Origin of the sequence: Fontimonas thermophila (assembly GCF_900113085.1) — a bacterium.
Taxonomy (GTDB): Bacteria; Pseudomonadota; Gammaproteobacteria; order Nevskiales; family Nevskiaceae; genus Solimonas; species Solimonas thermophila.
The window spans coordinates 262,534-287,062 of the sequence record NZ_FOOC01000001.1; the positions used below are offsets into that span (position 1 = coordinate 262,534).

General features: G+C 67.5%; 22 protein-coding genes. 11 read left to right on the forward strand and 11 right to left on the reverse strand.

The window, feature by feature from the left end; all coding sequences use genetic code 11:
- Positions 1-233: 233 nt before the first annotated feature.
- The 5 genes from BMZ48_RS01145 to BMZ48_RS01165 all read left to right on the forward strand — a co-directional run bounded on the left by BMZ48_RS01145 (position 234) and on the right by BMZ48_RS01165 (position 5,252).
- Positions 234-1,361 (forward strand): NAD(P) transhydrogenase subunit alpha, encoded by a 1,128-nt coding sequence (locus BMZ48_RS01145; RefSeq protein WP_091530357.1) that lies wholly within the window; start codon positions 234-236, stop codon positions 1,359-1,361.
- 3 nt (positions 1,362-1,364) lie between these two features.
- Complete coding sequence (locus BMZ48_RS01150; protein ID WP_091530360.1) at positions 1,365-1,676, forward strand: NAD(P) transhydrogenase subunit alpha part 2; 312 nt, start codon at positions 1,365-1,367, stop codon at positions 1,674-1,676.
- A gap of 13 nt (positions 1,677-1,689) precedes the next feature.
- Entirely contained in the window at positions 1,690-3,111 is a 1,422-nt protein-coding gene (locus BMZ48_RS01155; RefSeq protein WP_091530363.1) for an NAD(P)(+) transhydrogenase (Re/Si-specific) subunit beta, read from the forward strand.
- A 121-nt stretch (positions 3,112-3,232) separates the two neighbouring features.
- A complete protein-coding gene (locus BMZ48_RS01160; RefSeq protein WP_091530366.1) occupies positions 3,233-3,967 on the forward strand; it encodes a queuosine precursor transporter in 735 nt (244 codons plus the stop codon).
- 70 nt (positions 3,968-4,037) lie between these two features.
- On the forward strand, positions 4,038-5,252 hold the full coding sequence (locus BMZ48_RS01165) for an iron-containing alcohol dehydrogenase (RefSeq protein ID WP_091530729.1): 1,215 nt from the start codon (positions 4,038-4,040) through the stop codon (positions 5,250-5,252).
- 19 nt (positions 5,253-5,271) lie between these two features.
- Here the strand turns inward: BMZ48_RS01165 and BMZ48_RS01170 are convergent, their stop codons facing one another.
- Both BMZ48_RS01170 and BMZ48_RS01175 read right to left on the reverse strand, forming a co-directional pair.
- The gene (locus BMZ48_RS01170) at positions 5,272-6,144 is read right to left on the reverse strand and encodes a DMT family transporter (RefSeq protein ID WP_091530369.1); all 873 of its coding nucleotides are present in this window, start codon (positions 6,142-6,144) and stop codon (positions 5,272-5,274) included.
- Positions 6,141-6,335, reverse strand: a complete 195-nt coding sequence (locus BMZ48_RS01175; RefSeq protein ID WP_091530372.1) for a hypothetical protein — start codon at positions 6,333-6,335, stop codon at positions 6,141-6,143. Before BMZ48_RS01175 ends, BMZ48_RS01170 begins: the two co-directional genes overlap by 4 nt.
- A gap of 90 nt (positions 6,336-6,425) precedes the next feature.
- Between BMZ48_RS01175 and BMZ48_RS12830 the strand changes: the two genes are divergently transcribed.
- The 4 genes from BMZ48_RS12830 (at position 6,426) to BMZ48_RS01190 (ending at position 11,224) form a co-directional block, all read left to right on the forward strand.
- Positions 6,426-6,626, forward strand: a complete 201-nt coding sequence (locus BMZ48_RS12830; RefSeq protein ID WP_143383590.1) for a hypothetical protein — start codon at positions 6,426-6,428, stop codon at positions 6,624-6,626.
- Positions 6,623-8,791, forward strand: coding sequence for a primosomal protein N' (locus tag BMZ48_RS01180; RefSeq protein ID WP_091530374.1), 2,169 nt, complete (start codon positions 6,623-6,625; stop codon positions 8,789-8,791). The genes BMZ48_RS12830 and BMZ48_RS01180 overlap by 4 nt, the downstream gene beginning before the upstream one ends.
- Before the next feature lie 82 nt (positions 8,792-8,873).
- A complete protein-coding gene (gene argS, locus BMZ48_RS01185; RefSeq protein ID WP_091530379.1) occupies positions 8,874-10,652 on the forward strand; it encodes an arginine--tRNA ligase in 1,779 nt (592 codons plus the stop codon).
- Positions 10,652-11,224, forward strand: coding sequence for an SPOR domain-containing protein (locus BMZ48_RS01190; RefSeq protein WP_091530383.1), 573 nt, complete (start codon positions 10,652-10,654; stop codon positions 11,222-11,224). The genes argS and BMZ48_RS01190 overlap by 1 nt, the downstream gene beginning before the upstream one ends.
- Here BMZ48_RS01190 and BMZ48_RS01195 read toward each other — a convergent pair.
- From BMZ48_RS01195 to roxC, 4 genes are all read right to left on the reverse strand, one after another.
- Positions 11,221-12,063 carry a M90 family metallopeptidase gene (locus tag BMZ48_RS01195; protein ID WP_200769468.1) on the reverse strand — a complete coding sequence of 281 codons (843 nt, stop codon included), beginning with the start codon at positions 12,061-12,063 and terminating at the stop codon, positions 11,221-11,223. The genes BMZ48_RS01190 and BMZ48_RS01195 overlap by 4 nt on opposite strands.
- A 12-nt stretch (positions 12,064-12,075) precedes the next feature.
- On the reverse strand, positions 12,076-14,292 hold the full coding sequence (gene uvrD / locus BMZ48_RS01200; protein ID WP_091530387.1) for a DNA helicase II: 2,217 nt from the start codon (positions 14,290-14,292) through the stop codon (positions 12,076-12,078).
- 29 nt (positions 14,293-14,321) lie between these two features.
- Positions 14,322-15,674, reverse strand: a complete 1,353-nt coding sequence (locus BMZ48_RS01205; protein ID WP_091530391.1) for an alkaline phosphatase PhoX — start codon at positions 15,672-15,674, stop codon at positions 14,322-14,324.
- Positions 15,675-15,755: 81 nt separating this feature from the next.
- Entirely contained in the window at positions 15,756-18,209 is a 2,454-nt protein-coding gene (gene roxC / locus BMZ48_RS01210; RefSeq protein WP_143383591.1) for a putative rubber dioxygenase RoxC, read from the reverse strand.
- A gap of 117 nt (positions 18,210-18,326) precedes the next feature.
- Between roxC and BMZ48_RS01215 the strand changes: the two genes are divergently transcribed.
- On the forward strand, positions 18,327-18,956 hold the full coding sequence (locus BMZ48_RS01215; RefSeq protein ID WP_091530399.1) for a TetR/AcrR family transcriptional regulator: 630 nt from the start codon (positions 18,327-18,329) through the stop codon (positions 18,954-18,956).
- Between the two features lie 55 nt (positions 18,957-19,011).
- On the opposite strand, the gene BMZ48_RS01220 is transcribed toward BMZ48_RS01215, so the two are convergent.
- The 5 genes from BMZ48_RS01220 to BMZ48_RS01240 all read right to left on the reverse strand — a co-directional run bounded on the left by BMZ48_RS01220 (position 19,012) and on the right by BMZ48_RS01240 (position 23,109).
- Positions 19,012-19,518 carry a hypothetical protein gene (locus BMZ48_RS01220; RefSeq protein ID WP_143383592.1) on the reverse strand — a complete coding sequence of 169 codons (507 nt, stop codon included), beginning with the start codon at positions 19,516-19,518 and terminating at the stop codon, positions 19,012-19,014.
- 82 nt (positions 19,519-19,600) lie between these two features.
- Positions 19,601-21,091 (reverse strand): flavin-containing monooxygenase, encoded by a 1,491-nt coding sequence (locus tag BMZ48_RS01225; RefSeq protein ID WP_091530404.1) that lies wholly within the window; start codon positions 21,089-21,091, stop codon positions 19,601-19,603.
- A gap of 134 nt (positions 21,092-21,225) precedes the next feature.
- Complete coding sequence (locus tag BMZ48_RS01230) at positions 21,226-22,401, reverse strand: DUF3570 domain-containing protein (RefSeq protein ID WP_234981456.1); 1,176 nt, start codon at positions 22,399-22,401, stop codon at positions 21,226-21,228.
- Complete coding sequence (locus tag BMZ48_RS01235) at positions 22,388-22,606, reverse strand: DUF4266 domain-containing protein (RefSeq protein ID WP_091530411.1); 219 nt, start codon at positions 22,604-22,606, stop codon at positions 22,388-22,390. The genes BMZ48_RS01230 and BMZ48_RS01235 overlap by 14 nt, the downstream gene beginning before the upstream one ends.
- A 2-nt stretch (positions 22,607-22,608) precedes the next feature.
- Positions 22,609-23,109 (reverse strand): TlpA family protein disulfide reductase, encoded by a 501-nt coding sequence (locus tag BMZ48_RS01240; protein ID WP_159431033.1) that lies wholly within the window; start codon positions 23,107-23,109, stop codon positions 22,609-22,611.
- A gap of 202 nt (positions 23,110-23,311) precedes the next feature.
- Here BMZ48_RS01240 and BMZ48_RS01245 point away from each other — a divergent pair, with 202 nt between their 5' ends.
- Positions 23,312-24,457 (forward strand): glycosyltransferase family protein, encoded by a 1,146-nt coding sequence (locus tag BMZ48_RS01245; protein WP_091530416.1) that lies wholly within the window; start codon positions 23,312-23,314, stop codon positions 24,455-24,457.
- Positions 24,458-24,529: the final 72 nt, after the last annotated feature.

Below are 24,529 nucleotides of genomic sequence, written 5' to 3' on the forward strand. Positions count from 1 at the left end.
GACCTCGGTGTCGGTCTCGGGGTCATGGTACGCCGCTGGCGCCGGCGGTGGGCGGGCCGGCGCATCATTGACCCAGGCTATCGTGGCGCTCACATCGTTTTGGGTGTTATTCCCCAGCCCTTCCGTTAGACTTGCAGCCCGCTGCGCCCTGCCGGCCCACGTCGGGCCCTGCATCCGGAAAAACCCGGGGCGTTGCGTCGATTCGCCAGTTTTCCGACCAGGGAGCCGTTTACATGCCGGTCAAGATCGCCGTGCTCAAAGAGACGCGACCGAACGAGAAACGCGTCGCCATGGTGCCTGCCGTGGCCGACAAGCTGATCAAGCTCGGATGCGAGATTCACATGCAAACCGGTGCCGGCGTCGCCAGCCGCATCCCGGACAGCGCCTACAAGAACGTCACTTTCGCGGCCAACCCGCAGGGCCTGGTCTCCGACGCCGACATCGTCGTCGCGGTCCAGCCGCCGCCCGCCGAAGTGCTCGGCGCGATGAAGGAAGGCAGCGTGCTGCTGTCCTTCGTCTATGCGCATCGCGAGCCGGAGCTGGTCAAGCTGATGCGCGACAAGAAAATCACCTGCTTTGCGATGGAGCTGGTGCCGCGCATCACGCGCGCGCAGGCGATGGATGCGCTGTCCTCGCAGGCTGCGCTCGCCGGCTATTACGGCGCGCTGCTCGGCGCCACCCACCTCGCCCGCATCCTGCCGATGATGACCACGGCGGTCGGCTCGATCCGTCCGGCCAAGTGCCTGGTGATGGGTCTGGGCGTGGCCGGTTTGCAGGCGGTGGCCACCGCGCGCCGTCTGGGGGCGATGGTCGAAGGCTATGACGTGCGTCCCGAGACCAAGGAACAGGCCGAGTCGCTGGGTGCGAAGTTCGTCGATACCGGCGTCGATGCGCGCGGCGCCGGCGGCTATGCGCGCGAGCTGACCCAGGAGGAAAAAGACAAGGTCGCCGCCGTGCTGACCAAGCACATCCAGCAGGCGGACCTGGTCATCACCACCGCCGCGATCCCCGGCCGGCCCTCGCCGAAGCTGATTTCCAAGGCGCAGGTCGAGGGCATGAAAAACGGCGCCGTCATCGTCGATCTCGCCGCCGATGGTGGCGGCAACTGCGAGTACAGCAAGCCCGGGGAGACCGTGCAAATCGGTCAGGTGACGATCGTCGCGCCGCTGAACGTGCCGTCGATGCTCGCCGAGCATGCTTCCGAGCTCTACGCCAAGAACCAGCTCAACCTGATCGAGCTGATGTTCGACGCCAACAAGAAGTTCGCGATCAACTGGGACGATGAAGTGCTCGCCAAGGCCTGCCTGACGCATGCCGGCGAAATCAAGAACGAGGCGGCCAAGAAGGCCATCGAGGGCTGACACATGGAATACGCAACCACGGTACTGACGGGCTTCGTCGCCCTGTACATCTTCATGCTCGCGGCGTTCACCGGCTACGAGATCATCGGCCGCGTGCCATCGATCCTGCACACGCCGCTGATGTCTGGCAGCAACTTCGTCCACGGCATCGTCGTCGTCGGCGCGCTGTGGGCGCTGCTCAACGCCTCGACGACGCTCGAGCAGGCGATCGGCTTTTTCGGTGTGCTGCTCGGCGCCGGCAACGCCGCCGGCGGTTACGTCGTCACCGAGCGCATGCTCGAAATGTTCAAGCCGTCCGACAAGAACAAGGGCTAAAGGGGAAGCGCCCATGGATGCTGCTCTGATCATCGACGCCGCTTACTTTGCCGCGGCCTTTCTGTTCATCTATGGCTTGAAGCGCATGTCCAGTCCGGTGACGGCGCGCTCGGGCATCGTCGTCGCCGGCTGGGGCATGGTCGTCGCCGTGCTCGCCAGCTTCCTCTATACCCTCGACGTCAACGCGGCGGCGCGGCCGCACCTGCCGACCAACATCACCCTCGCCGCGATCGCGCTGGCCATCGGCCTGGGCTGGGCGTGGTGGAGCGGCAAGCGCGTGGCGATGACCGCGATGCCGCAGATGGTCGCGCTCTACAACGGCATGGGTGGCGGCGCCGCGGCTGCGATCGCCGCCATCGAACTGCTCGGCCACAAGACCCACGGCAGCGTCGGCCTGACGCTGGCGGTGCTCGGGGGTCTGATCGGGTCGGTTTCGCTGTCGGGTTCGCTGATCGCCTGGGCCAAGCTCGACGGCCGCATCGACAGGACGCTGCGTCTGCCGGGCTTGCAGCTGATCAACGGCGCGATCCTGCTGCTCACCGTGGCCATCGGCGTGTTTATGGTCTATCGGCACGGTGCGGTGGCGATGCCGCTGATCGCGCTGTTCTTCGTGCTCGCGCTGGTCTATGGCGTGATGATGACGATGCCGATCGGCGGCGCCGACATGCCGGTGGTGATCTCGCTGTACAACGCGTTCACCGGCCTGGCGGTCGGCTTCGAAGGCTATGTGCTCAACAACCCGGCGCTGATGATCGCCGGCATGGTCGTGGGCAGCGCCGGTACGCTGCTGACCCTGTTGATGGCCAAGGCGATGAACCGCAGCGTCCGCAACGTGCTGTTCTCCAACTTCGGCGCTGGCGGCGCCGAAGGCACCGGTGCCATCCAGGGCACGATGAAGTCGGTGGACGCCGGCGATGCCGCCATCAACATGCGTTATGCGTCCAAGGTCATCATCGCGCCCGGCTACGGGCTCGCCGTGGCCCAGGCGCAGCACAAGCTCTACGAATTCGTCAAGCTGCTGCAGGATGCCGGCGTCGAGGTCAAGTTCGCGATCCATCCGGTCGCCGGCCGCATGCCGGGCCACATGAACGTGCTGCTCGCCGAGGCGGGCGTGCCGTACGACATCATCTACGACATGGAGGACATCAACAACGAATTCAAGGAAGCGGACGTCGCCGTCGTCATCGGCGCCAACGACACCGTGAACCCGGCGGCGCGCACCAACAAGTCCTCGCCCATCTACGGCATGCCGATCCTCAACGTCGATCAGGCCAAACAGGTCTACGTGATCAAGCGCGGCCAGGGCAAGGGCTACTCGGGCGTCGAGAACGAGCTGTTCTTCCGCGACAACTGCAGCATGGTCTATGGCGATGCGCAGAAAGTGATGATCGCGATGATCCAGGCGGTGAAGTCGCTGGAGGGTGGTGGGCACTGAGCGCCCATCCTCTATGGGACCCGGGCCGGGCCGATGCCCGGCCTTTTCATTGCCCGTCATTGCCGCGGCGCTGACGCCGGTCGCGCGATGCGGTAGCGTTCATTCCATGCCGGGGGAGCCGATGCGCGCATTCCGCTACTACGACTTTCTGGTGGCCGGCATGGTCGCCGTGCTGCTGTGCTCGAACCTGATCGGGCCGGGCAAGGTGTGCGCGATCACGCTGCCCGTGCTCGGGACGCTGTCGTTCGGCGCGGGCAACCTGTTTTTCCCGGTCGCCTATATCTTCGGCGATGTGCTCACCGAGGTGTACGGCTATGCCCGCGCGCGGCGCGCGATCTGGGCCGGTTTTGGCGCCCTGGTCTTCGCCACGATCATGTCGGCGATCGTGGTCGGTATGCCGCCGAGTCCGCACGAGCCGTGGAATGCCACGCTGCAGCCGGCGCTGGAGATCGTCTTTGGCAACACTTGGCGGATTGTCGCTGCGAGCATGCTGGCGTACTGGGTCGGGGATTTCGTCAATTCCTACGTGATGGCGAAGATGAAGCTGTGGACGCAGGGCCGCTATCTGTGGATGCGGACGATCGGTTCCACGGCCTGCGGCCAGGCCGCCGACTCGCTGTTGTTCTATCCGATCGCGTTCTACGGTATCTGGACCAACGACGCGCTGATTGCGGTGATCGCGTTCAATTTCACGATGAAGGTTACGGTCGAGGCCGTGATGACGCCGGTGACCTATTTCGTCGTCAACCGCCTCAAGCGCGCGGAGAATGTCGATACCTTCGACGAGGGCACCGATTTCTCGCCATTTTCGCTTGCCGACGGTGGCGTGCGCCGTCCGCTGGATGCAGATCGCTGAAAAGGTCTGCGCCAGGCGCATGGGCTTGGGGCACAATGCGCCCCTGTTTTTCGGCGCTGGAGACGCTCGGATGATTCCCTTTCCGGTGAAGGTGGTGTTTTTCCGCATCTGGATGTTCCTGCTCAAGCTGGCGACGTGGTTTTTGCCGCTGTTTCGCCAGCCCAAGGTCATCACTGGACCCGGCTCCTCGCTCGTTTTGTGCGAGGCGATTGCCCAGGCCGGGGTGAAGAAACTGCTCATCGTCACGGATGCGATGCTGGTGAAAATCGGGCTTGTGCGCCCGATGCAGGAGAAGCTCACTGCGCTGGGTGTGGCCTGGACGGTGTACGACGGCATACAGCCGGACCCGACCATCGCGCAGATCGAAGCCGGGCTCGTTGTGCTCAAGCGCGAGACCGCGCAGGCGATACTCGCCGTCGGCGGCGGCTCGTCGATCGACGCGGCCAAGGTGATCGCCGCGCGCGCGACCAATGCCAAGCCGGTCGCCAAGATGGCTGGCCTGTTCAAGGTCTGGCGTTCGATCCTGCCGCTGTACGTCGTGCCGACCACCGCCGGCACCGGCTCGGAGGTGACGATCGCGGCGGTGGTCTCCGATCCTGCGGCACAGCGCAAGTTCGCGATCATGGATCCACGGCTTTTGCCGACGATGGCGGCGCTCGACGGCACACTGATGAAAGGCTTGCCGCCACCGATCACCGCAGCAACCGGGATGGACGCACTGACCCATGCGGTGGAAGCCTACATCTCGCGCAATGCGACGCGCGCAACCGATGCGCTCGCGCTCGAGGCGACGCGGCTGATCATGGAGAACCTGCCCAAGGTCATGGCCCATGGCGCCGACGAGCAGGCCCGGCAGAAGATGGCCGAGGCCGCATACAAGGCCGGGCTGGCCTTCACCCGTGCCGGGGTCGGCTATGTGCACGCAATCGCGCACAACTTCGGCGCGCGTTACCACCTGCCCCACGGCCTGGCCAACGCCATCGTCATGCCCTATGTCCTCGACTACTCCAAGCCGGCCTGTACCCAGCGCCTCGCCGACCTCGCCGTCGCCGCCGGCCTGGCCAGCGCCGGGCAGACTCCGGCGCAGCTCGCCGACGCCTTCATCGCGCGCATCCGCGCGCTCAACGCCCAGTTCGGAATCCCGGCCAAGGTGGACAAACTCAGGCGTGAAGACATCCCGGCGATCGCCGCCGCGGCACTAGAGGAGGCGCATGCCACCTACGCGGTGCCGCGCTACATGGATCAGGCGACGTGCGAGCGCTTCATTGCGCAGATGCTGGCCTGAACTGCGCTGCGGGCGGCTTTCAGTCGCGGCGCAGCGCGTGGCGGCACAGCAGGATGCCGGCGAGGACGATGGCGCCGCCGAGTGCCTGTTGACCGCCGAAGGGTTCATCCAGCAGCAGCCAGGCGAAGACCGCGGCGGCGAGTGGCTGCACCAGCAGGCTCACTGCCGAGAACGACGCCGGCAGATGGGCAAACCCGTAGGCGATCAGCCCCTGCCCGCCGACGTGTGACAGCAAGGCCAGACCGGCGAGCAGCCCCCAGTCGGCGGCCGTTGCCGGCCACAGAGTCTCGCCGGCCAGTCCGACCAAGGGCAGCGTGCACAACGCGGCCGCGCTCGTCGTCCAGAACATCACCGCGGCGGTCGGATATTGCGCCCGGCTGCGGCTGAGCACGAGCAGATAGCCGGCGTAGAACAGCGAGGTGACGATGGCAAGCCCGTCGCCGGCGAGCGTCCGCGCGGAGATGCGCACGCTGTCGGCCATCAGCACACCGGCTCCGGTCAGCGTCGCGCACAGGCCGACGACGAAGATCCGTCCGATACGCTCGCCGAAGACGAGTCCGGCGACCAGCGTCACCCATACCGGGGCCAGATTGGTCAGCAGCGTCGAATTCGCCACCGAGGTCCAGTGCAGCGAGTGATGCCAGACCGCGAGGTCGCCGGCGAAGAAAGCGCCGCCCAACCACAGGCCCCAGGGCCACCCGCGGCCGGGCAGGACGGTCGCGCGCGCCCGCCATAGCCACAGGCCGAGCAGCGGCGTCGCCAGCGCCAGGCGCCAGAACGCCACCGCCGTCGGGCCGAGCTGCGCCTCGCGCACGAAGATGGGGGCAAGGCCAATCAGCGTGGCGCCGAGAATCAGCGCCGGCAGGGCGCGCGCGGAGGCCGCTGCGCTCACGGCGCGCCGCCGTAGCGACGCTGGCGGCGGGCATCGATCGCCGTGCCGCAGTCGCGCCCCGATGTGCCAGGAATTGCCGCGCGGTATGGTTTGCGCAGCGCACCGAGGGCCGGGCACGCGAGCCCGCGCACGCGCGCGGGTGCGGCGGAGGTGAACAGCGGATCCGGGTGGGCGGTAACGCGCGCGTCCATGCGGCACAGCCTAGCAGGCCGCCGCGCGCTGGGCGTTTTCTGCAGGTTGCGTAAGCGGTCCGTATCATCGGCCGGCGGTACGTCCGGCTTATGAACAGCGGACGCGGAACACGGCGCGCCGGCACAATCAAGACCCAGATCCGTCAAGATCCTGTCATGTTCGTGGAAAATGTTGACTTGACGAAGATTATTTTTGCCGTTCCGGGCGCATCCATGAACGTTGCGCGCGCTGCGGCCGGCGCGGGGGACGCGCTTGCAGCGGGCATCCACATGCTTATTCACAAGGCGTGAGCACCCTGCTCGTCAGTGTCGCCGTGCCGGTTCCGCTGTACCGGACTTTCGATTACCGCGTGCCGCCGGCGCTGGCGCCGATGCTGCGCCGCGGCAGCCGCGTGCGCGTGCCATTCGGCCGGCGCAGCCTCGTCGGCATCGTCGTGCAGCCGCCGCACGAGGGCGGTGCCGACGGCACCGAATTCCGCGACATCGAGGCCGTGCTCGATTCGACGCCGCTGCTCGGCGCGGAGCTGCTCGCGCTGTGCGAGTGGGCCGCGGCCTACTACGCCCATCCGCTCGGCGAAGTCTTGATGGCCGCGCTGCCCGGGCGTCTGCGCCAGGGCGCGCCGGGTGAGCTTGAGCGGCGCGAGCGCTACGCGCTGACCGCGGCCGGCCACACGGCCTTGACCACACTGCCGGCGCGCTATCGCGCGCTGCGCGCCCTGCTGGAGCGCGTGCACGCGGGCGTATGTGCCCGGGAAGAACTGCAGACGACCGCCGGGGTGCTCCGCCGCGCCGTCGAACGCGGCTGGATCGAAGTGCAGACCGATGAGTCTGCGGCGCTGCCAGGTGTGCCGGGGCCTGCGCCGACCGACGAGCAGCATGCGGCGCTGGCGGCGCTCGCGGCGGCGGGTGGCCGTTTCGGCGTGCATCTCGTCGAGGGCGTCACCGGCAGCGGCAAGACCGAGATCTATCTGCGCCGCATCGAGGCCGTGCTCGAGGCCGGCGCGCAGGCGCTGGTCCTGGCGCCGGAGATCAGCTTGACGCCGCAGCTCGAGACGCGGTTTTGCGAGCGGCTCGGCGACGGTGTGTGCAGTTTTCATTCGGCTTTGCCCGAGCACGAGCGCGAACAAGTCTGGCTGCAGGCGCGTGCCGGCGTGGCGCGCGTGGTGATCGGCACGCGTTCGGCGGTGTGGCTGCCCTTTGCGCAGCTGGGTCTGATCGTCGTCGATGAGGAACACGACACTTCCTACAAGCAACAGGACGGATTTCGCTACTCGGCACGTGACGTCGCCATCCTGCGTGCGCAGAAGCTGGGGATTCCGGTGCTGCTCGGCAGCGCGACGCCGTCGCTGGAAACCGTGCACAACGCGCGCACCGGCCGTTACCACCATGTCCGCCTGGAACGCCGCGTGCGCGACACGCCGCCGCCGCAGGTGCGCGTGCTCGACGTGCGCGGGTTGCCGCTGGAGCACGGCCTGTCGCCCCCGCTCGTGCAGGCGATCGACCGCCACCTCGACGCCGGCGGGCAGGTGCTGCTGTTTCTCAACCGGCGTGGCTATGCGCCGGTACTGCTGTGCCACGCCTGCGGCTGGAGCGCGCCGTGCGCGCACTGCGACGCGCACATGACGCTGCACCGCGGCCGCGACCTGTTGATCTGCCACCACTGCGGCGCGCAGCAGCGCGTACCGCGCGCCTGCCCGTCCTGCGGGGCCACTGCGCTGATCGCGGTCGGCACCGGTACCGAGCGCATCGAGCAGGCGCTGGCGAATCGTTTCCCGCAGCATCGCGTCGTGCGCTTGGACTCCGACCGCATCACCAGCGCCAGGGCGCTGCACCGCCAGCTCGCCGAAATCCGCGAGGGGTGCGCGCGCATCCTCGTCGGCACCCAGATTCTCGCCAAGGGTCACGATTTTCCGAATCTCTCGCTGGTCGGCATCGTTTCCGCCGACCAGGCGCTCTACGGCAGCGATTTCCGCGCGATCGAGCGCATGGGTCAGCTGGTCACGCAGGTCGCCGGTCGCGCCGGTCGCGCCGGCCAGCCCGGAGAGGTCTGGCTGCAGACCCACGAACCCGGGCATCCGCTGCTGCGCCTGCTCGTCGAGCAGGGCTATGCCGCGCTGTGTGACGCCCTGCTCGTCGAGCGCGAGCAGGCCGGTCTGCCGCCCTATACCCACCTTGCGCTGCTGCGCGCCGAGGCGCGTGCGCCCGCGCTGCCGCTGCGGTTTCTGCACGCGGCGCGACCGCTGTTTACCGGGCAGCCCGGCGTCGAGGTGTTCGAGCCGCTCCCGGCCGGCATGGAGCGGCGCGGCGGTTACACCCGCGCCCAGTTGCTGCTGCGCGCGCACCGCCGCGCGGCCTTGCAGCGGGCGCTCGCCGCGGCTGTGCCCCGGCTGGATACGCTGGCGGACGCGCGCCGGGTGCGCTGGTCGATCGATGTCGATCCCTACGACCTGATGTAAGACATCCGGCGGCTCGGTGCGTGGAAGCGGTAAAATCCCCCGCTCCGCGGTTTTTCGGCCCCCGGCCGCCAACATCCTCCCGATGAAAGAGCATTTGCAGGAGCTGCTGGCCAGCGCGCTCGAGCGCGTGCTCGCCGATGCCGGTGCGCAGCAGGCGCCGGCGATTCAGCTCGACCCCACCAAGGACCGGAAGTTCGGCGACTTCCAGACCAATCTCGCGCTGCAGCTGGCCAAGCCGCTGGGCCGACCGCCGCGCGCCGTGGCCGAAGCGCTGGTCCGGGCGCTGCCGCCATCCCCGCGCGTGGCCAGAGTCGAAATCGCCGGCCCGGGTTTCATCAATTTCTTTTTGGCCGACGCGGCGTTCCAGTCGGTGGTCGCGGACATCCTCGACTTAGGCGAGCGCTACGGCCGCGACGATTCGGGCGGCAAGGGGCGCATTCTGATCGAATTCGTCTCGGCCAATCCGACGGGACCGATGCACGTCGGCCACGGCCGCGGTGCCGCCTATGGCGATTCGCTCGCCAACCTGCTCGCCGCCACCGGCTGGACGGTCTGGCGCGAGTACTACATCAACGATGCCGGCCGCCAGGTGGACGTGCTCACCGTCAGTGTCTGGCTGCGCTATCTCGAATGCTGCGGCGAGCCGGTGACGATGCCGCGCCGCGGCTATCCCGGCGACTACCTCAAGGCCAGCGCACAGCGCCTGTTCGATGCGCATGGCCGCGCGTTCCATGTTCCGGCGGCGCGCGTCCGCGAGGGCTTGCCGGAGGAATCCGTTGCGCCAGACGATGCCAGCGAGGCGCAGCTCGCCGCGGCCAAGGCCAGCCAGGAAGCGCATCTCGATGCGCTGATCGCGCGCGCCCGCGCGCTGCTCGGCGTGCACTATGCGACCGTGCAGCGCCTGGCGCTCGACGACCAGCTTGCAGCGATCAAGTCCACGCTCGATGCATTCAACGTGCGCTTCGACCAGTGGACCTCGGAAAAAGCCCTGGTCGACGGGGGGTTCGTCGCCAGGGCGCTGGCGCGGCTCAAAGAAAAAGGGCTGACCTACGAAAAAGACGGCGCGCTGTGGATGCGCACCCAGGCATTCGGGGACGAGAAAGACCGCGTGCTGATCAAGGCCGACGGCACGGCCACGTACTACTGCAACGATCTCGCCTATCACATCGACAAGCTCGATCGCGGCTGGCCGTTGCTGCTGGATGTCTGGGGTGCGGACCATCACGGCTACATCGCGCGCGTGCGGGCCGCGATCGAGGCGCTGACCGGGCGCAAGGATGCGCTCAACGTGCAATTGATCCAGTTCGTCACGCTCTCGTCCGGGCGCATGGGCAAGCGCAGCGGCAATTTCGTCACGCTGCAGGACCTGATCGATGAGGCCGGCACCGATGCGACGCGGTTTTTCTATCTGACGCGCTCGCACGACCAGCATCTGGAATTCGATATCGATCTTGCGCGCTCGCAGTCCACGGACAATCCGGTCTATTACGTGCAGTACGCGCATGCGCGAATCTGCAGTGTGTTCCAGCAGCTCGCGGACAAAGGCGGGCACTGGGATGCCCAGGCCGCGAAGCTGACGCTGCACCGGCTCACCAACACGCACGAAAAGGCCCTGCTGACGCTGCTCGGCCGCTATCCGGAGACGCTGCAGCGCGCCGCCGCCAGCTACGCGCCGCATACGCTGGTGTTTTTCCTCAAGGATCTCGCCGAGGCCTTGCACGGGTATTACAACGTGCATCGCTTCCTCGTCGAGGACGATCCCGAGCTGCAGTCCGCGCGGCTGGCCCTGATCCGCGCAACCGCTCAGGTGATCCGCAACGGTTTGCGCATCCTCGGCGTGTCCGCGCCGGAGAAGATGTGATGGCGCGTGATTACGCCCAACGCAACGGCGGCCGGCGCCGGACACGCAGCACGGGCGGGCTGCCGGGCTGGGTCTGGCTCGTCGTCGGACTCTCCGCCGGACTTGCGGTTGCCGCATTCGTCTATGTGAGCCGCCCGGTGGCGCCGCCAAGCCCGCCGCTGGCGGCGCAGACCGCGCCTGCCGAGAAAAAAACCGGCACCAGCGGGCCCATCCCGCTGCCGCCCAAGGAAAAGCCGCGCTTTACGTTCTACGAGATCCTCAAGAACCAGGAGGTGGTGATCCCCGGGGAGACCGCGCGCGCGCCGACCCCGCCGCCCGCCGCCCAGGCCGCCGGCGAGGGCAGCTACATCATCCAGGTCGCTTCGTTCCGGTCGCAGGCCGAGGCCGAACGGCAGAAGGCCGCGCTCGCCCTGATCGGCATTGAATCGCGCATCGAAACCGTGACCATCGACGGCCGCGACACCTACTACCGCGTGCGCATCGGTCCGGAATCGAGCTGGGGGCGGGTGCAATCGACCCTGGCCCGTCTCGACGAGAATGGCATCGACGCGATGGTCATCAGGCTGCGTTAGCGCCCATCCGGCCCCGCCGCCGGATCCTGCGGCTGCACCTGCCACAAGCGGTGCGCGGCCGGATCGAGCCGGTAATACGTGCGCAGCAAGTCGTACAGCTCCGGATGGTGCTGGCGTAGCTCCGGCCCGCGCTGGAAGAACGCTTCGGTGACCACACCGAAGAATTCGCCCGGGCTTTCGGCGCCATACGGATCGAGGACCGGCGGCCGGCGGTGGCGCTGCAGACGGCGGAACTCGCGCGTCATCACGGCGGACCAGCGCGCGTAGTCGCGCATCGGCGGGGCACCCTCGGTTTCCGGGGTTTCATCGTCGAGCTGGTGCGCGAACTCGTGCACCACCACATTGACCTCGTCACCGTCGAGCGATGCCTGCACGTCGGCCCACGACAGGATCACACGATCGCCCTGCCAGGACTCACCGAGGTGCTCGACGGGTTCGTCGCTGACCAGGCCGATTTCGTCCGGCTCGGTGGAAGGCACGTAAAAGCGGTCCGGGTACAGCAGTATGCGCTGGACCAGCGGGAACACCGCGGCCTGCGGGCGCAGAATCAGCAGACAGGCGAGTCCGGCCACGGCGATGCGCATGTCGTCGTCGACGGTCAGGCCGCCGCAGCCGATGAAGCGTTTTTCCTGGAGAAAGCGCTCGACGCAGTGCTCGTAGCGCGCACGCGCCTGTGCCGGTACCAGCTGCGCGTGCGGTACGCGTGCATACAGACGCGCGCGCCAGTGCACCGGCGCGGCGGCGACGATGCGCGGTTTGCGCGGTGCGAACATCCAGCGCAGCAACAGCGCAAGGCCCAGCGCGAGCGCGATGAAGGCTTCCGGCGCAAACCCGGTCATGTGCGGGCGGGTTCAGACGGGCTGCAGGTTGGCCACCGACAGCATCAGCCATTTCGTGCCGGCGGACTGGAAACGCACTTCCACGCGCATGCGCTCGCCATCGCCGTCGAACTGCAGGATCGTGCCCTCTCCGAAGCGCGCGTGGCGCACGCGCTGCCCCAGGCGCAGGCCGCGCGTGTCGGCATCCGGCGTGATCCATCGCGTCTGCGCGGCACCATGCCTGGGTGGGTACGCGGCGGCGCGCACGCCGTGGATGACGCGCATCGATTGCGTGCGCATCCGGACGGATGCGATGCATTCCGGCGGAATTTCGCGCAGGAACTGCGAGGGCATGCTGATTTGCTCGACGCCGTGCAGCCGGCGCAGCTCGGCATGACTCATGTACAGATGCCACCGCGCGCGCGTGATGCCGACGTAACACAGCCGCCGTTCTTCTTCGAGCTTGCCTTCGTCGGTGGCGCGGGCGTGTGGGAACAGGCCGTTTTCCATGCCGACCATGAACACGACGGGGAACTCCAGCCCCTTGGCGGCGTGCAGGGTCATCAGCTGGACGCCGTCCTCGCCTGGTGCTGCCCGTTCCTCGCCGGCCTCGAGCGCGGCATGGGTCAGAAAACGGGTCAGCGGATCGAGCGCCGGCTCGCCGTCCTCCGGCGTATCCTCCGCCGACTGTTCGAAGGTGTGCGCGGCGCTGATCAGTTCGTCCAAGTTTTCCAGCCGCCCTTCGGCCTGTTCGCCTTTTTCCTTGCGGTAGTGTTCGCGCAGACCCGAGCGTTCGATCACGCAGGCGGTGACTTGCGACAGCCGCAGGCCCTGGGTGTCCGCGGCGAGCGTGTCGATCAGGGCGAGAAAGTCGTGCAGCCGGCCGGATGCGCGTCCGAGCGCGCCGCGCTGCGCGGCCGCCCACAGCGACAGGCCATGGGCGCGCGCAAACTCACGCAGTTTTTCGATCGTCGCCGCACCGATGCCACGCGCCGGCAGGTTGACCACGCGCTCGAAGCTGGTGTCGTCGTCGCGGTTGTGCAGCAGGCGCAGATAGGCGAGCGCATCCTTGATCTCCTGGCGCTCGAAGAAGCGCAGGCCGCCGTAGATGCGGTACGGGATGCGCGCGCGGATCAGGGCTTCTTCGAGCACGCGCGACTGCGCGCCCATGCGGTAGAGCACGGCGATGTCGGAATACCGGCAGCCGTGGTCGAGATGCGCGCGGATGCGGTCGACGACGAAATCCGCCTCGTCGTACTCGTTGAAGGCGGCATACAGCTGGATCGGCTCGCCGTCGCCGAGGTCCGTCCACAAGGCCTTGCCCAGGCGTGTGCTGTTGTGCGCGATCAGGCCGTTCGCGGCCTTGAGGATCGTGCCGCTGGAACGGTAGTTCTGTTCCAGGCGCACGATCTCGCAGCCCGGGAAATCCCGCGCCAGATCCAGCATGTTCTCGATACGTGCGCCGCGCCAAGAATAGATCGACTGATCGTCGTCGCCGACCGCAAACAGCACGCCGCTGTCGCCGGCCAGCGTGTGCAGCCAGCGGTATTGCAGTGCATTGGTGTCCTGGAACTCATCGACGAGCAGGTGCCGGAAACGGTTCCGGTAATGGGTCTGGATCTGGGCGCAGTCGCGCGTCAGCTCGTAGGCGCGCAGCAGCAGCTCGGCGAAATCGACGACACCCTGGCGTGCACAGGCCTGCTCGTAGGCGGTATAGATGCGCGCGAACTGGCCCAGCGTGAAATCTCCCGCATCGGTGATGTGCGCGGGGCGCCGCGCTTCTTCCTTCTGCGCGTTGATCCAGCCGGCGACGGTCTTGGCCGGCCACTGATCCTCGGGCAAGTCCAGGCTTTTGATCACGCGCTTGACCAGGCGCACCTGGTCGTCGGCATCGAGGATCTGGAAGTTCTGCGGCAGGCCGGCTTCTTTCCAGTGCAGGCGCAGCATGCGGTGGGCGATGCCATGGAAAGTGCCGACCCACATCGCGCGGATCGGCACGTCCACCAGGCGCTCGATGCGCGCGCGCATCTCGGATGCCGCCTTGTTGGTGAAGGTGACTGCGAGGATCGACAGCGGCGACACCCCTTCCGCCGCGATCAGCCAGGCGACGCGGTGTGTGAGCACGCGTGTCTTGCCGGAGCCGGCGCCGGCGAGGACCAGCCGATGCGCGGGTGGCGCGGTGACCGCTTCGCGCTGGGCCGGGTTGAGATGGGCGATCAGGGGGGATGGGTCGAAGGCGGCGAATCGCATGGCGCGATTCTACCGGCCCGCCCGCCGGTTCACGGCACGAACCAGGGGCCGCTGACGCAATAGGTGATCCCGGCGGTGCCAGTGCTGGCGTTGGCGCCGGGGCCGCGTTGCGAGCTGAAGTAGAAATGCCGGCCGTCGGGCGAAAACGCCGGGCCGGTCACTTCGGAACCGTCCTGGCCGCTCACTTCCACCAGCGGCACGATGCGGCCGTCCGCGCACAGGGCGACCGCCTGCTGGTTGGGCTCGGCTTTGTCCTCGACGATGACCAGATCGCCCCCCGGCGTGACGACGATGTTGTCCACCGAGTCGAGCACCGGTTGTGGGAAGGCATCGTCGTCATAGACGCAGGTGAGCGTCTGCGCAAGCGGGTCATGTGCCCAGACACGGCGGTCGCCCTTGGTCGTGAAATAAATCAGGCCGTCGTGGTACCAGATGCCCTCGCCGCCGCGGAAAGCCGTACTCTCCGGCACCTGGTGGCGTGTCGCGGTGAACAGCGGCAATACGCCGGCGAGCGCGTCGGTGACCATCGACAGCGGCAGCGGGATCACGGACAGATCGACCGGCGTCGGGTTGGGTACGTCGCGCCACTGCACCGCAAAAATATCTCCGACACACGCCGAAGCGACGGCATCCTGTGCGGCCTGCACCTGCATGACCTGCAACCGGCCGGAGGACAGATCGGCGCGGCCGCCGACATTCGGAGTATCCGGGATGAAGCGGTAAAAGCGGCCGTCGGGTTTGTCCTCGGTTTCATAGACCCAGTTCGTACGCGGATCGACCGCCGCCGCTTCGTGGGCGAACATGCCGAGCGCCGGTAGCGGCTGCGGCTGGCCGACGCCGCGCGGATCGCATTCCCACAGCAGCCCGAGGTCGTATTCCTCACCGGACAGCCAGGTCTGCCACGGCGTGATGCCGCCGCCGCAGTTGATACGCGTGAGTGCGCCCGGCAGCACGGTGTAGCCATCGACGACCGCACCCTGTGCGTCGAAGCGCAGCGCGTTGACGCCACCCGGCAGGAATTCGCGATTGGAGACGTAGATCCAGCCGCCGTCCTCGGTTGCGTAAGTTGCGCCGCCGTCCGGGTCGGTGTGCCAGACCAGCGGCGTGCCGGGAACGATCTGGTTGGCCTGGGCGAGGATCCGTGCGCGAAAGCCTGGCGGGATCAGCAGTCCCGGCACGTCCGCAGACGGCGCCAGCGCCCCGATCGCGCCGATGCGGCCGCGCACGGCGCCGCCGGCGCCAGCGCCATCGGAGGAGCCACAGCCGGCGAGCGCGCGTGCGAGCGCAAGATAGGCCGCGCTGCGCGCGGTGACGTCGAGAAATCCGCGGCGCGTCAGGGGGCGCTGCCAGGCGCTGAGGTGTGTCAACGGCAAGTTCGGCATGGTGGTTTCCTGTGAGACCGGAAAGCCTACGCCGCCAACGCGACGGTTTTATGAAAGCAACTCTGCCTGCCGCCTGCGCGGCTATAGCGTCTTCAGATACTCGATGATGGCCTTGCGCTCCTGCTCGGTGAGCACGTCGCTGAAGGTATGGCCGCCGTTGCCATTGCCGAGGATGCGCGTGTCGTAGACCAGGCGCTTGTCGAGCGCATCGGGGGCGGGGTCCGGGATCGTGATCAGGCCGCTCCAGGCGATCGTGCGGTTGAGGAAGTTTTGCATCAACTGCACCAGCGAAGGACCCTGGTCGTTCACCGGATTGCAGTTGGCGAGAGTGCTGCCGGGGATGTCCGTGCACTGCAGCACGTCGTGTTTCCAGCCCAGCGCCACGTGGTCATAGGCCACGCTGATGCGCTGGTCGTAGCCCTTGATGCCGCGCTCCTCGCGCAGCTTGCGGCGCCAGATCGGCACGCGCTTGGATGAATCGAGCACCTGTTCGACGGTGGGCACCGAGCCATTGTGGAAATACGGGGCGGTTGCCCAGACGCCGTACAGCGGCGGCGCCTGGTAGCCGATCACGTCTTTCTCCCAGCCGCAGACGCCCTGCGGACGCAGCGCGGCCGGATAGAGGTCGTCCGCTGCCTCGACGAGTGGGTTTTTGTCCTCCGGCGCGACATAACCCTCGACGTTGTCGTGATAACCCCAGAACGTCGTGTCCCAGCGTGTGCGCAGTGTCGGCGTCAGCATGTCCGAGCGTGCGCGGTCGGTGCCGATCACCTCCAGCGGCGAGATGTGCGCGGCGATGCCTTCGAAATCCGGCGATTCGAGGAAGGCCGGGTCGTGGACAAAGCGCGGCGAATAGACGCCGTGGCAGCTCGCACAGGAGCCGTTGCCGCCCGGCGGTCGCGGTGCCTGGGCGTTGCCGGGCTCGGCCCACAGGTCCTTGGTGTGGAACAGCACCGCCCCCTGCTCGGCCAAGGCCAGGTCGATCGGGCCTGGGTACGGCGGCGAACGCAGTGACAGGAAGAACGCCTCCAGATCCTGGTCCCATTCCTCGATACGCGCGCGGTAGTAGGCGCCGTCGAGCGTGAACAGTTCCTGGAATTCACCCGGACCGGCAGCCATGATGATGCGCGTGCTGTCGTTGGACACCCCGGCGTCGAAAAACTTGCGCGGCCGTGAACCCATGTTCCACCACGCCGGCGTGTCCTGCGTGTGCGCGAGCGGATGCGCCTGATCGACCGGTCCGCTGGTCTCGGCGAGGGTTTTCAGCGGATTGGGATTGACCCCCAAGGAATCGAGATCGAGGACGGTGACCAGGAACTCGAAGGCGCCGACCGCATTGTTCTGGCCGCGTTGCTTGATGCCGATGTTGAACAGGCTGTTGATGTCGGTTGGCGGTAGCAGCGTGGACAGCGGTGTGCGCGCGAACGGCGAGTTATCCTGCGCGTTCATCTGCACGTCGTAGTTGTTGTTGCCAAGACCCAGATGGGCAAGGCCGACGCGGTTGCCGCCGGGCTCGTCAGCCTCACCGATCTGGCCGCCATGGCACTGGAAGCAGGCGGCGGTGCCGATCACGCCGGTCCAGCGCCCGTTTTCGTCCTTGAGCTGGCGCAGGCCCAGCGGCAATTGCCCGGAACCGCCATTCGTGGCGTTCGGATCCTCGCCGGGCAACGGATATGGATTGTGGAACGGCGCTTCGTTGAGGCCGTAGCGCAGGCGGTACAGCGCGTCGAAATTCTCGGGGCGCTCGGTCAGCCCCCATTTCTGCCAGGTGTTGTTGAACTCTTCCGCCGACATCGCCGCAACCGGCAGCTCGTCGATCAGGAAATGCAGGCCGCGGTCGCGGCGCGCGCGGTATTCGCCGCAGGTTTTGGGATGCGGCTGATCCGGCAGGTTGACGTGGCATTCCTCCCAGTACGCGTTGAAGTACACCGCCCGGTCGGCATTGACGCCGGGCCGGATCCGCGACCGCGGATCGACCGGCAGCGGCGCATCGTCCGGCTTGTCCGCGCAGTAGTCCGCGAACACATGGCCGCCGCGCTTGCTGCCGAGCAGCGGCGCTTCCTCCGCCACGGGGGTGCCGCCGACGCCGTCGAGGCAGCCGACCGGGTTTTCGAAGCAGCGGAACAGGATCGCCACATCGGCATAGGCTGCGCTGTCGCGGGGCCAGGGCTGACCGCCGCTGTGCGGGGTTTCGCCACCGGAAGCCATCAGCAGGATGCGCGAGACCGGGTTGTTGCCGCCCAGCCGCAGCCAGGATGCGCGCAGATTGGCGAGATCCTGCGCGGGATTTCTCGACAGCATCAGATCGTCGCCGTCCTCGACGTCGGCGACCCCGCCAGGGATGTGGCACGTGCGGCAGAACGCAAGGCGCGGTTGCACGCGCTGCGCGAAAAAACCCTCGACGCTGAAGGAACCGCCAGGCGCCGGGCCGCCGCCCGCGCCATTGCCGACGTCGCCTGCGTATTCGCCGGCGCAGCCGCCCAGGCATGCAGCCACGAGCAGGCCCACCGCTCCGCCGTATCGTGTCACGCGCATGTGCGCTCTCCTTCCACCGCGGGCTCGGCACAGCGGCCGCCCCGCCTTCGCACCCGATCGGTAAGATTAATCCGAATAAATGCTCGGAAACACTCGGAATCCGGCGAGGGGCGAAGCATGCGCGGTGGCGAAGGCGAACGTCTTGAATTGCAAGCCAAAAAGCGGCCGAGGCAGGCGCGGGCGCAGGCCACCTTCGATGCCATCGTGCAGGCCTGTGCTCGGGTCTTGGCCGAGGAGGGGTATGCCGCGGTCACCACCAACCGCGTCGCCGAACTGGCCGGCGTGAGCATCGGCTCGCTCTACGAATACTTCCCGAACAAGCAGGCGATCGTCGCCAGCGCGCTCGCGCGCGCGATGCGCGAAATCGTCGAGGAAGTGGGCGCGAGCCTGCGCGTCGCGGTGGCGCTCGAAGGACAGCCGCGCGCCGGGATCGATTACTGGATGCGGGCGATGACCGCGGCGCTGGAGAAACGCGGTGCGTTGCTGCGCGTGGCGCTGCGCGAGGTGCCCTTTCTCTGGGACATCCCGGAAGTGCGCGATCTCTCCGACACGCTCCAGCACATCGCCCAGGAGGGGCGCAAGAAAAGCGCGCGCGTCGTGCATTTCGACGATCCCGAGGCGAGCACCTACCTGCTGATGACGATGGTCTGGTCGGCGATTTTGCAGAGCGTGCTGTATCGGCCGTCGCATCTGTCGCGCGAGCGTTTGACCTCGACGCTGGTGGAAATGGTGCTCAAGCTGCTGTGAGCGCTGGATCCCAGACGCCGTACCGCACTGTCGTTGCGGCGCATGAACCCACCGTTCAGCGCTCGGAGATGCTTGCCGGCGGTGTCATCAGTGCGGGGACATAAGGCACCTGCACGTCGGCAAGGCCGGCGCGCATCGCCGCCTGGGCTTCCGGCGGCAGGCGCTCGAAGTCGCTGCGGCGGTAAGGGCGCCCGGCGCAGTGGGCGTCGTAGTCCTTCCACACCGTGTTGAGCGCGGCGATGTCGGCGCGCAGTTGCTCGACGCGCGCATTGTGCTCGCGGATCGCGGCATCGAGCTCGCGGCGCTGCGCCTCGCGCGCGAGATGGGCGTGGAGGTCGCTGCCGGTCGTCTCGCTGGCGAGTGCGCGCTGGCGCTCGAGCAGCTGCTCCCGTTGCGCCGAGAGCTGCGCATCCTGTTCCAGCAGCCGCGGCGCGGCGCTACGCAGATGGCGCACCTGCGCGGCGCAATGCGCCAGCATATCGGCGTCGAGCGGCGATTGCGCAGCGACGCCGGTGTTCCACAGGCAACTGCCGGCGATGAGCCAGCGGAGCGACCGGATCATCGGATACCTCTCGTATCGTGCCAAAGGCGGCAGCATCCCGGCGCGCATCGGGGTGGACGACGGAAAAGACGCGCACCGGCGCTCACGCGGCGCTGCGCGCCGGTTCGATCAGCGGTGCCGGACGCGAGAACTCCATTGCCGCGTCGTCCACCGGCCCGTAGCGCAGCGCGAGCAGGTCGCGCACGTAGTTCTGGTGCAGCCGCCACGGCGTCTTCGAGCCTTGTTTCGGGAAGCGATCGATGGCGCGCTGGACATATCCGGAGGAGAAGTCGATCAGCGGCAGTTCGGTGACGCTCGGGTCGGTGTTGCGCGGCGTGCACTGGCGGTAACCCATGCGATCCATGTGGTTGAGCAGACGGCACAGGTAGGCGCTGGTGAGATCGCACTTGAGCGTCCATGAGGCGTTGGTGTAGCCGATCGCAAACGCCATGTTGGGCACGCCGCTGCACATCATGCCCTTGTAGGTGAGCGTCTTGGACAAATCGATACGCTGGCCATCGACGATGAGTTCGGTGCCGCCGAGCAGTTTCAGCTCCAGCCCCGTGGCCGTGACGATGATGTCGGCTTTGAGCTCCTTGCCGGATGCGAGGCGGATGCCGCTGTCGGTGAAGCGCTCGATGTGGTCGGTGACGATGCTGGCGCGTCCGCAGCGGATGGCCTTGAACAAGTCGGCGTCCGGGACGAAGCAGACGCGCTGGTCCCACGGGTTGTAGCGCGGTTTGAAGTGTGTATCGACGTCGAAATCACGCCCGAGCGCCGTGCGCACACCCTTGCGCAGCAGTTTCTTCACCAGCTCCGGATAGCGCCGCGACAACTGGAAGAACAGAATCGACAGCAGCACGTTTTTCCAGCGCACCAGCGCATATGCGGCCTTGGATGGCAGCACACGGCGCAGGGCATCGGCGATGAGGTCACGGCTGGGCAGTGACATCACATAGCTCGGCGAGCGCTGCAGCATGGTGACGTGGGCAGCGGTTTCGGCCATCGCCGGGACCAGCGTGACCGCGGTGGCGCCGCTGCCGATGACGACGACGCGTTTGCCGCTGTAGTCGAGATCCTCAGGCCAGTGCTGGGGATGGACGATGCGGCCCTTGAAATCCTGCACGCCGGCGAAATCAGGAGTGTAGCCGCGTTCGTAGTTGTAGTAGCCGGCGCACAGGTAGAGAAAATTGCAGGCGATGCGCACGATCTCCCGGTCGGGGCCGCGCTCGGCCTCGACGGTCCAGCGCGCATCCGCGCTCGACCAGCTCGCGCGCACGACGCGGTGGCGGAAGCGGATGTGCCGCTCGATACCGTGCTCGCGCGCGGTCTGCCGCACGTAGTCGAGGATGGAGGGGCCGTCGGCGATCGCCTTGGCCTGGGTCCACGGGCGGAAGCGGTAGCCGAGCGTGTACATGTCCGAATCGGAGCGGATGCCGGGGTAGCGGAACAAATCCCAGGTGCCGCCGATCGTGTCGCGCGCCTCGAAGATCGCATAAGTCTTCTGCGGGCAATCGTTCTGCAGGTGCACGGCGGCACCGATGCCGGACAATCCAGCGCCGACGATGAGCACGTCCACGTATTCCAGCGACATATCAGACTCCAGCAGGCCGCGATACAAGATCCGACTCTAAACCGCCGGCGTACACCGGCACTATGACACGCGATGCCGCAAGGGAACAGATGACGACAGGTGCGTCGCCGCCGGATGGCGTATCCGGCGGCGGTTCAGAAGCGGCGGCCGAGGCGCAGATTGAGCACGAGATACTCGACCAGGCCCGGGTTTTCGACGGCCACCGACCCCAGCGCGTAATCCGCATCGGCGGCGTACCACTCGATGCCGCCGCCGACGATCCACGCACCGAGCACCTTGCGCAAATCCAGGCGCACGGACAGCGCCCCATACGGGGACAGGCGGTAGTCGCTGGAAGCAAGGCCGTCGCCGCGCGAAGCGGTGTAGTACGGCGCATAGAAGTAGGCCTGCGACTGGCTGTACCAGCGCAGCGCCGGGATCACGCGCCAGGTTTCGGCCAGGGTCTGGTGCCAGGCGAGTTCGAGCGCGTGCGCCTCGATTTCCCAGTCGTCGTAGTAATAGCGGTAATCCGCATGCAGCGCCGCGCCGGCACCGGCGAAGTAATGGCGCAGCTTCGCGCTCAGCGACCACAGATGCCGTTCGCTCGGGCGGCGGTCGGGTACGGTCGCCGCGCTCGCGGTGATGAACGCGCGCTTGTATGGATCGCTGAGATAGCCGTCGTACACGCCGTGGCTCAGCGCCGCCTGCATCGTGGTCTGCGCATCGACGATGAACGACACCCCCGCGTAGGCGGTGAGGCTGTCCTTGTCGGCACGCTCGATCACATCGGGGCTGCTCGCCCCGCGCGTCGGTTCGAGCCGGTCGTAGGAATACCCGAGGCCGGCGCTCAGCGTGTACGCACCGGCCTGCGGGCTGTATGCGGCTTCGATGCCGCCGTTGACCGCGCGGTAGTCGTCCTCGTCCGAATAGCCAGCGGAGACGGCCCAATCCAGTCCGGCCAGCGGCAATCCGTAGGTCAGCTGCACATCCACCCGCTCCTCGCGGATGCTCGCCCCGCTCATGACCTGGACCGGCTTGCCGTTCTGGTCCGGCTGTACCCACCACGGCGAGGCGCCGCTCATCGTCTCCACGGTGAGGTTGCCGGACAGCGCACGCTCGCCAAGGGGCGCGTCCACGCGCACGAGCAGCGTGTCGATCGTGTAGCGCGGCGCATCGCGCCCGGTCGCGCTGCGGCTGCCGGATATATCGGCCTCGCGGTAGTGTGCGTACAGCGCGTCGGCCTGTACCTCGGCGGCGGCAACGCCCGGCAGGGCGAGCGCCGCGGCGGTCAGCGCCGACAAGGACGGCGAGTGCGGTTTAGTTGCAGCCACAGCCGCCGCCCCCCAGGGTCGGGCCGCCGCTCGCGGCCTCCTTGCTGAATTCGACATGACGGCGGTATGCGCCGAGCACCGCATCGGGCTCGAACGCCATTTCCGTGCGCGCCAGATCGCCCCGCTGCCAGGGCTGTACGGTCGCACACGCGCTTGTCAGTGCCGCGAACGCGAACACGGACAGCCGCCAAGGCCATTGCACCATCGTCACTCCCCCAATGCGGCCACGATCGCTGCCTCCAGAGCCGGCAGGTCGCTGGCGCGATACCCCGTCTGGATATAAACGATCCGGCCGTCGCGATCCAGCAGATATCCACAAGGCATGCCGCGCAGGCCAAACGCGCCGGGCCAGTGACCCTCCGGGTCGAACACGACCGGATAACTCACCGGAATGCGCGCGAGCATGGCCAGCGCCGCTTTGCGCTGCGTATCGACGTTGACCGCGAGCACCGTGAAGCCGCGGTCCCGGTACTTGCGGTAGAGCGTTTCCAGAGCCGGCAGCGCCTGCGCGCAGGGCGCACACCACGAGGCCCAGAAATCGACATAGACGAGCTGCCCGCGCAGCGTTGCCAGCGACAGCGGCGTGCCGTCCTGCTGTGGCGCGACGAGCGGCGGCGGGACATCGCCCCGCTCCAGCGCCGGAACCGCGGGCGGCAGCGCAAGCAGTGCAAGTAGCAGGACGGGTAGCCATCGATGTACGCCCATCATGCCGGCGAGCTTAGCGCGGCTGTGGGCTGCCCCATACTCGGATTCGCACGCCGCGTCGGTCTTGGGCGCCGGCTGCGGCCCTCCGGGCGCGGCTCGGTTTTGCAGGCACTGCCGCGCCGTCATGCACCGGCCACGGTGGCGTCATCGGGCTGTCATCGCCGGGGTCTAGGCTGGCGCCGGGACGAATGGAGTCGGTGCGCCGATGCGAATCGCCTACGGAGTCATGGGATACGGACGCGGCCATGCGATGCGCACGCTGTCCGTGCTGCCGGACCTGATGGCCGAGCACGAGGTCACCGTGTTCGCCGGCGGCGACGCCTACGACGTGCTGGCGCCGCGCGTGCCGACGGTGCGCATCCCGGTCATCGGGTATCGGTACAACGACGCCGGCCGGCACTCGCTGGTGCGGACTGTCATCGGCAACGCCGCGCCGGTCGCCGATCTGCTGTTCGGCGGGGCCGGGCAGGCACAGCTTGAGCGTGAGTTCCGCCAGCGCGGCATCCAGCTCGTGATCTCCGATTCGGAGGCGTGGACGCACCGCGTGGCCCAGCGGCTCGGCATTCCGCGCATCAGCTTCGATCACGTCGGCATCATCGCCTATTGCAAACCGCACTTCCCGCCGGATCTGTGGCTGCTCGGCCTGCGCGACGCCTGGGCTTACCGCCGGCTGATGGGAGTGCCCGAGCGCATTCTCATCTCGAGTTTCTATCCCGCCGAGCCGGCCTATCCGCAGGTGCGGATCGTCGGCCCGATGCTGCGTGACGAGGTGCGGCGCGCCACGCCCACCGCCGGCGACTACCTGCTCGCCTATTTCAACAAGGGCGAGCATCAATTCCGGCCGCACGTCGCGCGCGCGTTGCGCCTGCTCGACTGCAGGGTCGTGGTCTATGGCACGCCGCTGCGCGGCGAGGACGATAACCTCATCTTCCGCGCGCCGAGCGTAGAGGGCTTCATCGACGATCTCGCCGGGTGTCGGGCGGTGTTGTCCACCGCGGGCAATCAGTTGATCGGCGAGGCCATCCATTTCGGCAAGCCGATTCTGGCGCTGCCGGAAGACGCCTTCGAGCAACGGCTCAATGCCGACATGGTCGAGCGCATGGGCGTGGGCATGCGCGCCTCGCTCGCGACGCTGACACCCAGTGACATCGACCGCTTTCTCGGCAACTACGACAGGTATTGCGCGTACATGCACATGTACGCCCGCGACGGGCGGCGGGAGGCGATCGAAACCCTGCACCGCTTCATCGGCGAGCTGGTCCAGTGCCGTCCGCTCCGCCGCAGCGCGAGTCGGCCGCGTGCCGCTACACGCGCGGCTGCGGCCGTGCGTGTGGGTACGGCGGGGCTGTAAAACCAGCGCGATCGCGCGCGGACTGCCAGGCGGCGCCCAGACCGAGAATCGCGCGGCTGGGAACGTCCGCGC